Raw genomic sequence first — 10,711 nt, 5'->3', positions numbered from 1 at the left:
GATTCACTGATCACGTTCAACCGGAATCCGTGATCACGTTCGCCGAAATACGCAACCAGCGGGTAAGCCTGAGACAGAGGACCTGAGACCGAAGACGCTTTGGCCGCTCGCGCTGGTTGAGTCGGCCGGCGTGATGTATATGGTCGCGCAAGACCCTTCCTTCGAGCCACGCAGGGACAAGCCGAAGATTCAATGGCTGCGGAGCCTCTTCCGTCTCGACCGGATTGTGTCGGCGGCTGAATCGGGTAAATCGTTCGCCTACCCCGAAGACTTCAGTCTGCGCACCTATATCGAGGGCGAGCAGGCATTCAACTTCCTGACTGAGCCAGCGGTACAGCTGAGTATTGCGTTTGATGGCAACGCTGGAAACCATCTCAAGGAAACGCCGATGGCGAAAGACCAGGAGTTGGAGATGCTCTCCGACGGGAGGCTCAGGGTGACGGGTACCGTCATCCCGAGCTTGAAGTTGCGCTGGTGGCTGCGCTCGTTCGGCGCGAGCGTCGAAATCCTCTCGCCTGAATCGCTACGTGAAGAGTTTGCCGCCGAATACCGCAAGCTCGGCACGCGCTACTCTCAGTAAACGGCGTCATACGTCCGGATTCCTGCAACGATGCTCGTGCCGGCAAAAAGGTTCGCGGCTACAACACTGCAGGGTCACTGAGCACGGCCGGCTTAGCTCCGGCCCTTAGGAGCCGGATACGATTTGATGCGCCCGACTTTGGGGTAGCTGGCTCGCGGGAGTTCAAGTTTCGGCGCGGGCGGCATCCACGGCTTCTTCTCCGACGACGCGGCGGCCCCGACCACATCGAGGAAGACCCCGGTCACTCTCTTGTGATACGCCTTCTGCCGGATGTACGCCACCTGGATAACGCACGGTACGGTTACGCGGTACGCGGCACTCGCTAGCGCTACCACGCCGAAGACCAATGCCAGTGGAATGAAGGCCGTGCCCAGAGCGAGGCCGCCTGCAATTGTCGGCGCGAGCCCCGCCTTTGCGCCCACGGCAATCCCCCGACCAAGAACTGACGTTGCCGTGCTGTCGGCGACGAAAGCGGCAACATTCAAGCGAACATCCCCGTGCAGGGGGGCTTCGCGCAGCGCGCTGGCGACTTCGGCACGCGTCGTTCCTGGCAAATCCCCCAGCCCGACATCCGAGAGAGTGGACCGACGCTGTGCATCGGACATGCCATCGAGGGCATCCAGTAGCAACCTGCGAAGAATCTGGGCCTCCACGTACGGCACACTTTCCGACCCGTGGACATCCAGCTTCAGATGCTTTGCAGCATCGCCGACGATTTCATGGTACGAAGCGCCCTCTCCGCCACGCATCGTATTGGCGACACTGTTGCCGCCGAACAACCTAATTTCGTCGGCCATGAGATTGCGGTCACTGTGCCCATACACCCCCGCGCTTCTGCACGCCAAAAGCTGCTGACAGCAAACCGTGGAGAGGGTGCTACGCCCCTTGCCGCTATCGGTGAGGTGGTCGACCAGGATATCAAGGTCTTCGTTGTCTGCAACCTGCAGGACAGCGCTCAGGCTCCAGGATTTTTCGTCAAATTCGTCGGTCATGTGTTCCTCGGTTTGTCTTCTTATTGACCCGTCTCGGGCTTACATTTGGTTAACGGCGCTTGGCGCCGGCACTTGAGTCACAGACATTCGAACAGCGCGCTTGGACGCTCAGTCACTCTAGCGAGAGTGAACAAAGATACCCGGCGATGCGGACAGCTTGTGTCCCGATGAGCGGGAAGAATGGCCCTGTTGCGACCCAACAGGTATGGAAAATTCGAATGAAGTCAACGATAGCAGGAACCGCGATTATGACGAGTCCCTACACCTCAAAGAACATCGACGAAGCAATCGTGCATCTCGAGCGCGTACTGGCAATAGACGGCGCGACGAGGGTACTCGGACAGCACTATTGGCAAACGAGAGTAACGCAGATTGGTGCAACGTCTGGCCTGACACCCGGACAGCGCGCACGTGTTGCCCGTTTGCCGAAACTACTGGAAAGCGCAACTGAAGCGCAGTGTCAGAAATGAGCCGCCGTCGACCTAGCGTGGTCAGCCACGGCCGGCGCCGGGGCAAAAGTGGTTTTTGCAAGTCTGCAGCACAGACTCAAAACAAAGAGGCGCACCCTCGACGTTGCCGGGGGTGCACCTTTTTCATGATTGCTTCGAAGCCAGGGTCAGCTTAGAACGCAGACGCTACGAGCGCCGTCGACGGAGCAGGTTTCTGCGGCATCGGATTGCCGCACTCAGAGCAGAACTTCGCCTCAGACGCGTTAATTTTGGTGCACTTGCTGCATTGGCATTCGAGCGCCCGGCGCATGGCCTTCTGCCGGATATGCGCAATCTGAATTACGCAGGGTACGGTAACGCGGTAGGCAGCGCTAGCGAGTTCCGCGATGGTCCAGATGCTCGAGAGAGCCATCCCGAAGGGCCCAAGAAACAACCCCGCGCTCCGGGAAGCGACCACGTTCATGCCCAGCGGCAACCCTCGACCAATAAGGGTTGCGGCCATGGCGTTGGCCACAGCCACCGACATGACGTACGCGCGGGTGGCCGGAAACCCAGCCGAATCTGCTGCGGTCCTCGCATCCCCGAACGTTCCCATATCCGCTGTGAACTGCTGCCGTTCCTCTGGCGTCATCTTGCTCACGGCGTCGTAATACAGCTTCGAGAGGATTGCTTCCTCAACGGTCGCGACGTCCGCGCCTTTGGCGTAAGTTGCCCTCAGGTGGGTTCCCACATCGCCGACCAGTTCGGTGTAGGACACACCTTTGCCGCCACGGAACATGTTGGCAATCGAGTTGCCACCAAAAAGCAGTATTTCGCTGGCAATCGCGCCGCGGTCGGCCGCCCGGTAATGGCGAGCACTCTTGCAGGCGACGAATCGCTCGCGCACATCCTTCGCGAGTGCCACGCGCCCCGCGCCGTTATCCGTGATGTAGTCAACAAGCGCGTCGAGGTCATCAACGTCGGCGGCCTGCAACAGCGCCGCGAGGTCCCCTGAGTCCTTCAGAAATGCAGTATCCATTTAAACCCCTGTTCCTTGATGCGCGCGCAACGTGCGCGATGCTATGTCCTGTACGCCGGCACGCGGCTGGCGTCAGAGCAGGTTGGCCGGTACTACGCTGCTGCGGTCTGCTGCCTGAATATCTCAACAACCACCGCCAGGAGCGCCGCGACTAGAAAGCAGACAAATGCCGCGGCAAGCGCCGTGCCGAGTAACGTGCCCAGAACCTCGAGGCAGCCATAGAGCGCAGTCGTGAGCGCTGTCCAAAAAATCGTCATGCAAGCATGTCTCCGTTAGGTAACGACCGCGCTCACGGCCCCGTCATGAAGGCGTCCAAGTCTGAACTGGTCCTGATGAGAAGCGACTCACTCACGCCATGTGCACGAGCAAGCGTGAGGCTCGCTTCAAGCAGACGCGTGTTGGCGGACAGGTCGAACGCGGCAACGGTCAGGTCGCCCAGCCGGTTGAACTCTTCCTCCAACAACTGGAGGACTTTGCGAACCTCTTCGTCGAGTGCAGCCACGATGCGGCTCATGCGCTCGGCAAGCCGGTCGGTGACTTCGCGAGCCTTGTTGCCGATGAAGGTCGAAATGAACTTGCCTGCGATGGAACCCAGAACTGCGCCAAGCACGGGTACCGGAATGAGCGCCTGGCCGGCTGCCGTACAAAGACCCACGACGGCTGCATCACTGCACACGAACATACCGTTGTCGATGAACGCGTCGAGCGAAATCTTCCCCGCATGGTAATCCGCGACAAGCGAAGCCATACCCTTGGCCGCAGTGACGAAGGCGCCGGCGAACGGCGCCGACATTTCCGCACAGTTGGTCAACGCGTAGATGGCGCCACCCGCGATTGCCCCGCCCGCGGCACCCTTAACGGTGGATAGGCCGACTTCCTCCCAGTCCTCAAGGGTAAAGTCCCCGGCGAAGATGTTTTTTCCTTCCTGATACTTCTTCCACACCTTCGTGGTCAGGCTGACAGCTGCGCCAACCGCCGCGGCGCCGGCCGCTGCCTTCACGCCCTCCGCAATCGACGGCTCGTGCTCAAGGCGAATCTGGTCCTTCAGCACCTCGTTCTGCTGCTTGAGGTCCTGCTCGTGATGGCTGACAGTTTCGTCCACCTTGCCAAGCTGAACCTCACTGTATGTCGACACGGAGGGTTGTACGGCCTCGGCGAAGGGCTTGCCGCTAGCGAACTCGATTTGCGCAACCTTTTCGTGAATGGCGCGCACGGTCTTATCGCTGAGCTCGCCCGTATTACCCTTGAGGACCTCGAGAATCTGGGCGTGCTGGTCCTTGGGGATGTGATAAAAACCGTCCTTGCCGAAGTCCTTGTACATGTCCATGTGCTCAAGGACGTGCTTCAGGCCATTATTAGCGCCGTTGATGAACTTCGACTGAACGTCGATACCGTCGATGCTGTAGTCCATCGGCGCCGTGCGCCCAACACCGTCGAACGTCGCGCCGGGTGACACCTGCGCAAGAAAATCGCGTGCGCGGCGCACGCCGACTTCAACCTGCTCAGCTATTTCGCCGTGTTTCGTGTCCATGCGGCCGAGAATCTTGCTTGGGTCGCCGATGAACCTGCGCAATGTATCCATGGCTTCCAGCGCGTTGTCGAACGCCTTGTCCTGGGCAGCCTGCAATACGGCCTCGGAAGCCGCGCGCGCGCTGTTTAGGCCACCGACCAAAATGCCCGCGGCCTGGTCGGCCATAGCAGACGTGTCGGGAGGCTCAGACGCCGCGTGCAATGTAGCGCTTCCCGCAACTCCGGCAGTAGAGTCGATAGTCATGTCTGGCCTTACGAAGCGTTCGACAGAATGGTCTTGTTCAGCAACGTCGACAGCGACCGCACGTGGTTGATGAGTGCGCCCAGCGCTTCCTTGCTTTCCGCGGAAAACTGGCCATAGTCTGCCGGCGCTGTTTGCTGGAGCTTGCCGAGCAGCGACTTCATGCCGATGGTGTGGGTAAGCGTCAGATTCTTGAGACCCTCGATTTCGCCCGCGGCTACCCTCAGCGAGGCAATGCCCTTCTCGATGGGTATCCGCCGGTCATGTGCGTCTGTCGCAACCTTCGCGTTCGCGCGCGACACGAAGATGCCACCGCCAACTACAGCGGCTCCGGCCAGGGTCCAGCCAATGGGGCCAGCCAATGCAAGCAGTGCACTGCCTGCCGACATCCCGCCACCGCCTGCGGCCAGTGCCCCACCACCCAACCATGCGAGTGCGGCGTTCGTTGCTGCGGCGCCAGACAGCGAGGCGATGGCCGTGCCCGTCGAAGCGGTGCCAAACGTCGTTGCAATGGCCATAGCAGCTGTCGGCGCCAGCAGTGCCGTCGAAGCACCGGCGGCCACACCCACGCCCGTGGCCGCGCCACCGGTCACGTTGATGTCGTGCATCTGCCGGTCGACTTCTGCGATGACACCTTCGAAGGTACGGTACTCGACCTTGTATTCGGCAAACGCACGGTCGAATTCTTTCGGCGTAGAAGCGAGGCTGTTGACGTAGCTCTCGACGGCGCCAATCAGCAGTTCGCTGCTATCGCGGCGCAGGTTATAGAGCGCGGTGGCAAGCCCCTGAACGTCGCCCTGGCGCCTATCGTATTCTCTGGCAGCCGCCTCGAGTTGATTGCGGGCGGTTGATGCTGCCTCTCTGTTAAGCATGTAACTCTCCGGTTTCTATTTGTCTTCCTCAACGCGTCGGCAACCCCGGGCCGGAATATCGCACTGGGTGCATACTGCGACTGCATGCTTCAATCACTTCCCGTCATCGAGACGAAAAGTAACCCTTCGGGTTATCGGCGCGGGTGGCGTCCAACTTTAGACCAATGCACAATCCTTTCCTGAGGGGCACAGGCCGAGTGCACGCGTGCCGCTTGAGGCCGGATACTGAAACCCGTTCGGGACAGTTCGTGTCCCGATGCCAACACGCCATGAAAAAAAACGCATCGTCGTCAGCCGTCAACACGCAGGACCAGGTGCGCGTACATGAGGGACAAGAAATGTCCCGCTGCGCCGTAATCATGCATACCGGTTGCCCAATCACTTCGCGCCGCCATGCGGGGGCGCGGCACGATGAGGCTCGGTTGATAACGGAAACGGGAATTGGACCTGATGCCACAGATGCACAAATATGTTCACGCGCTTGGCGACCTGACGGTGCGCGAACTAGCCGGACTTCGCATTCTCAACGAGGAGTTACAGCAGGTTGAACACTGGATTCGCGAGCATGCCGTGCGCAGTCTAATGGCGTGCGAGATGGCCACTGCTGCGCCCCCGGACATGACAGAAATGCCGGCTCGGCACTCGCAGCAGGAAGTAGCGATGACCGCTTCTGTACTCTGTATGGGTCGGACCTCGACGCTTGACCGCAGTGCGCACAACGACAAAGTCGTCGCGCGCCTGAATGCGGCAGACGTTCTGGAGCGGGATGGAAGGCATTGGTACGCGCAAGCGACGGCCTCAGACGACGCCGCCGTGCTTGGCCTGAACCCTTGCGGTCTCTTCAGTATGCTTTTCAACCAATTGAAGTGTGACTGGCTCCGGATGTTGGATGTGCGTGCGCTCAAAGTTCAGATGACCGCGGCGGCGACCCGGGACCTGGATGTCGCGCGCGCCTTACCCGGAAAAGATTACCTAGGTTGCACACGGGAGCGGACTATTGCGCGCCGCCGTGCATAACAGCGTGCGTCTGCTCGACTCGCCCTCCTAGACAGCGCGCCCAACCCGGCAGTATATGTTTCGCTGTCGTGGCTACGGCATAGTGCGGACAGTCACAGCGGCCAAAGAGAATTTGGCTCCTGGGGGGCGCCTCACAATTGCATGGCTGATTCGGTCGCGATTTGCATGTAAAGGTTAGTCTGAAGATGCCGATAAACATGGGCGTCGCTCGCGGCTAAATGCTATTCGACACGAGTGGCTCCTTGAAAGCGCAGGTCTCAGACTGATGTCGCGCATGTAACCAAATAATCTTGAGAGGTGAAAGTTGACTAAATGGAAAGTGACTTACGAGCGTGAAGGCGGGCTTTGGGGCTCAAAGATAGTCGAAGCTACATCGGCCGACGAGGCAGAATCAAAAGTGCGCTCGTTTTTTCGCGGAAATGATACTTTCCGTGGGATTGTCTCGGTGGTGGAAGCGTAACGAGACCTAGACGCGGCGCGGCCCATTTTTCTAAGGGGCATATACCATACGCGCGGCCAGGCGAGGAAGGCATCAGTCCTCTACGGCGCTTGCTGGATGTGATGACGGGCATCGGGAGGTCCACCGATGCCCGTGGGTCGCTTGCAAAAGCACTTGAACAAGCATAACGGGGACAAAGCGGTCCGGCCCGACGGGCACTATGACGGCGCGCGGACAAGACAATTGTCGCAGTTCCGCCTCTCCCTAAATTTGATTGAAAGTGTGCCCAGCACGAACATCCGCCAGCCGTTCACGCTGACTAAGCGGCTCGAGTAATCAACTCGCCGCTTACCGACCTGAAAGCCCGTGCAGTCCGGAGTAGCTACAAGGCACAGCGTCCGCCCCGTCAAACTCAGCCGAAGCTCTTTCCCTAAAGGCAAACCAACCGTAAAGACGTCAAAAATTCTTAAGTGATAACAGCAATTATCAAATGAGAAAGAACTGAGAGGTATGCGCGGAAAGTCCGCCGCCTGTCCAAAATTGAGTTCCGATTGCGGCTGAAGCGCCTAGTGGCCTGCCGCCGAGTCGCCGAAGCAACTCCGCCGCCAGGGTCCACGGCTATCATGGCCGCGGTCGGCCCAGTGCGCGCGCAGGGCTTCATTCTTGATGTGGCGGCGTTCCCGGGTTGAACCACACCGGCGGTACATCGCACGCGAAGCTCTGCGCGGTCAGCGTGTCGTCATACACCGTCCAGCCAGCCTCATCCGTCGCGAGCAGGCGTATCGGGAGGCTTATCACGGGATAGTCGCCCACGTTATAGAAGCACGGCGGCGTGAAGGAATAGTCGAGAGAGCCATCGCTGCCCGCATGTATCGTTCCCGGGACGGTCCACACGATGTCCTGTGTGTAGTTCGGCAGGTTCGCGACGCGGAGCACCACCGGGCGATTGAGCGAGAAGCCGAGGCCTGAGACTTTGACGTTGTCGGCGTTGCTGGGGGTTGGCGCACTGCCAAACTGCTCTCGGGCGGCGACCCATGCGTCGGGCGGCGGCGTGGCACAGCCCACGAAACAGGCCATCACCAGCCACGCGGCCACGGTCGCGCGCGGCGAGACAAGACTGCCGTCGGGCTTCGGGCGCAGCATTTTCCGAACGAGGCGCATGAGCATTTCCTCGGCCACCGCTTCGGCTATAGAGCGTCCAGCCGCACGTTCTGGTTATAGAGTGGCGCAATCGACAATTCAACCTGTCGCGTCGACCTACAGCGAGACGCGCTGCAGGATTCAGGGGCGGCCTGTATCTATGAAGACAAGGGAGCGGTAAAACGGCAGACAGGCCGGAACTCGAGCATTGCCTGAAGGCTCTGCGCGAAGGCGACACACTGGTCGTGTGGCGGCTGGACCAGCTGGGCCGTAACCTGCAGGACCTTGTTCGCCTCGTCGGCGACCTCGATTCGTATCAACGCCATCGCGATGCAGGCAGTAGGGGAGCGCAATGATGTCGGCCTTGTTTAGCCACATCGCCCCGACCCGAACTCACGAGGGATGGACTGAATCCAGAAACCGATGCCGGCTGACCAGGAGTGGGGGCCGACGAAGCGACGCGTGCCAGCGTTCGGGCCGGTGACGACGGGGATTAGCAGACTTCTACTATCCGACGCTATACGCTAACGATGAGCGACGCACTCTTCTCGACCCTGCGCCATGACATTCGCCAGTCCTGGTAAGCAAAAACGACAAACGAAAGCAGAGCCTGCCCTCAGGCACCGCGACGCCTGCCTGGGCGAAGGCGAGCGAAGCGAGCTGCGTTAATACGAGAAGTTCCTAGATTGAGTTTCTCTAGTTTATGGTTTGCTCGCTTCCAGCCGGCAAATACTGGCAGCATTTCCTCATTGTTCTGCTACTGGCCCAAGCCACATCGCCCCGTCTTTTAGCCACATTGCCCCGCCTTTCAGCCACATCGCCCCCGCCTCGTAGCCAGATTGCCCCACCCCGCTACGCTCAACTCCCAAGCAGCATCGTCATGCACACCATCCGGACATATACTCACTGCCGTCTATCGGGCGGCCATGGAATCCAGATGGAGTTAACCAATGCCGGACTCGCGAATCGAACTGCCAACATCGTGGCCCCAGCTTTCTCTTCCCTACGGCCCCGGGAAGAATTTCATCACCGCTCACACCCTTGCGCGCTGCGCCATCTTCAGCACACAGGCCTGGAGCCGTCTCAGTCCGCGGCCAAGGTATTCGGAGAGAACGCAACTGGCGACAACCGAAACGGGTGGAATCACGGTCTTCCAGACCGCCGGAGAGCAGCTCGACCAAGGCGACGCCGATGTCTTCTACGAACTGCTGCGACGCGTGTTCATTGAAGACGGCAACACGAGTCAAGAACACCATGTGCGCTTCAACAGGGGCGAGTTCCTGCAGGCGCTCGGCCGCGCCCGCGGGGGAACCACGGGGGAACGCCTCGACGCTTCGCTCAACCGACTCTATGAAGCCAGGTTCGAGTTCGACGTGCCCGGCCTTTACAAGGGGAAATCGAGCCTTATTCTCAGTATTTACTCACGAGCAGCCAACTCGGTGCAGCAATTCGACTACGACGTGCTGCTCGATATCACACTGGCCCGGCTCTTCCATAAGAATCAGTGGACGCTGCTTCGCCGGTGCGAGCGGAACAAGTTGAGTGACCCGCTCGCCAAGGGTATCCACGCGTACTACTCGACGCACGCGACCCCTTTTGACCTCAAGGCAGAGACTTTGCGGCGCATCATGGGAAGGGAAACCATGCAGCCGAGTAAATGGCGCGTCGTGCTCCGTACCGCACTGGAAGCGGTTCAGAAGGAAACCGGCTGGACCAGATGTACGCTCGAATACCTCGATAAAACCAGGACGTGGATGGTTGTTGTCGAAAAAGGCGTGACCGCGAAAACCTCGTCGAAGGCTACGAGCCAGAAGGTCGTCGCACCCGTCATCAACGGCCGCGCCGAGGAACAGTACGATGACATCTGAAACGAGCGCGTGCATTATGACGTGGTAATAAGCGCTGTTCTTTGCAGTCATCGGCAAGGAAGGGCGTTAGTGATTCGAAAACGCCCAACTGAGCGCCCATCCTGCAGTTCTTGGCGCTATTGCACCGGTCCGCCGTCAGCGCCGCGCTCCGTTCTCGCAAAAACCACCCCATGCATATCGGGGAACTTGCAATTGTCAGGCAGTCCAAATTTTTCATGATGTGACTGGGCGAGAGTTGTAGGGTGGTCATCTCGATGACCTCAACATATCGCAACCTCCTTCCACCGCTGACGAGTCCGCAATCTGGACGGCGTAGGCATCTCCTTGCAGCAGAACTACGCCCCAATCCTGGAACATTTTCTAACCGAAGGAAGATTGGCAGCCCCCTTAAAGCCTCTGTTATGCCTTCATACCGGTTTGTCGAGCTATACCGTTTGCGAGTCCGTTTGCCCGACTCTGGTTTTCAGGTATGAAGAGGACAAGATAATGAACGATAGAGCATACCTCGTGGCACGGTGATGCTTGATAGAATTGCCGTATTGTCCTTTCGCGTCAAGGAGTTACG

At 59.4% G+C, this 10,711-nt stretch carries 10 protein-coding genes and 1 pseudogene; 5 read left to right on the top strand and 6 right to left on the bottom strand.

All coding sequences use genetic code 11. The features are described from left to right. Positions 1-25: 25 nt before the first annotated feature. Positions 26-580: a WYL domain-containing protein gene (locus M0D67_RS39460; RefSeq protein ID WP_308112631.1), complete on the top strand. Its 555-nt coding sequence runs from the start codon at positions 26-28 to the stop codon at positions 578-580. 92 nt (positions 581-672) lie between these two features. Here M0D67_RS39460 and M0D67_RS39455 read toward each other — a convergent pair whose 3' ends face one another. Further along, positions 673-1,572 (bottom strand): hypothetical protein, encoded by a 900-nt coding sequence (locus M0D67_RS39455; protein ID WP_266242896.1) that lies wholly within the window; start codon positions 1,570-1,572, stop codon positions 673-675. Positions 1,573-1,790: 218 nt separating this feature from the next. Between M0D67_RS39455 and M0D67_RS39450 the strand changes: the two genes are divergently transcribed. Next, a complete protein-coding gene (locus M0D67_RS39450) occupies positions 1,791-2,042 on the top strand; it encodes a hypothetical protein (protein WP_266242894.1) in 252 nt (83 codons plus the stop codon). Between the two features lie 151 nt (positions 2,043-2,193). On the opposite strand, the gene M0D67_RS39445 is transcribed toward M0D67_RS39450, so the two are convergent. From M0D67_RS39445 to M0D67_RS39430, 4 genes are all read right to left on the bottom strand, one after another. Then, positions 2,194-3,039, bottom strand: coding sequence for a ubiquinol-cytochrome C chaperone family protein (locus M0D67_RS39445; RefSeq protein WP_266242892.1), 846 nt, complete (start codon positions 3,037-3,039; stop codon positions 2,194-2,196). A 92-nt stretch (positions 3,040-3,131) separates the two neighbouring features. After that, positions 3,132-3,296, bottom strand: coding sequence for a hypothetical protein (locus tag M0D67_RS39440; protein ID WP_266242890.1), 165 nt, complete (start codon positions 3,294-3,296; stop codon positions 3,132-3,134). A 32-nt stretch (positions 3,297-3,328) separates the two neighbouring features. Beyond that, positions 3,329-4,735, bottom strand: coding sequence for a hypothetical protein (locus M0D67_RS39435; protein ID WP_266242887.1), 1,407 nt, complete (start codon positions 4,733-4,735; stop codon positions 3,329-3,331). Between the two features lie 86 nt (positions 4,736-4,821). Next, complete coding sequence (locus tag M0D67_RS39430; RefSeq protein ID WP_266242886.1) at positions 4,822-5,682, bottom strand: hypothetical protein; 861 nt, start codon at positions 5,680-5,682, stop codon at positions 4,822-4,824. Between the two features lie 441 nt (positions 5,683-6,123). Between M0D67_RS39430 and M0D67_RS39425 the strand changes: the two genes are divergently transcribed. Then, positions 6,124-6,699: a hypothetical protein gene (locus M0D67_RS39425; RefSeq protein ID WP_266242884.1), complete on the top strand. Its 576-nt coding sequence runs from the start codon at positions 6,124-6,126 to the stop codon at positions 6,697-6,699. A 1,096-nt stretch (positions 6,700-7,795) separates the two neighbouring features. Here the strand turns inward: M0D67_RS39425 and M0D67_RS39420 are convergent. Further along, positions 7,796-8,299, bottom strand: a complete 504-nt coding sequence (locus tag M0D67_RS39420; RefSeq protein WP_266242883.1) for a hypothetical protein — start codon at positions 8,297-8,299, stop codon at positions 7,796-7,798. A 69-nt stretch (positions 8,300-8,368) separates the two neighbouring features. On the opposite strand from M0D67_RS39420, the pseudogene M0D67_RS39415 reads away from it, so the two are divergent. Further along, positions 8,369-8,589, top strand: a pseudogene (locus tag M0D67_RS39415) (recombinase family protein); the annotation flags it as partial. 639 nt (positions 8,590-9,228) lie between these two features. Continuing rightward, on the top strand, positions 9,229-10,146 hold the full coding sequence (gene trfA, locus M0D67_RS39410; RefSeq protein ID WP_266242882.1) for a plasmid replication initiator TrfA: 918 nt from the start codon (positions 9,229-9,231) through the stop codon (positions 10,144-10,146). The last annotated feature ends 565 nt before the right edge of the window (positions 10,147-10,711 follow it).

Source organism: Paraburkholderia sp. SECH4 (genome assembly GCF_030511745.1).
In the GTDB taxonomy this organism is placed as follows: Bacteria; Pseudomonadota; Gammaproteobacteria; order Burkholderiales; family Burkholderiaceae; genus Paraburkholderia; species Paraburkholderia madseniana.
The sequence above is the reverse complement of the archived record's forward strand: the minus strand, read 5'-3'. Positions and strand labels throughout refer to the sequence as shown.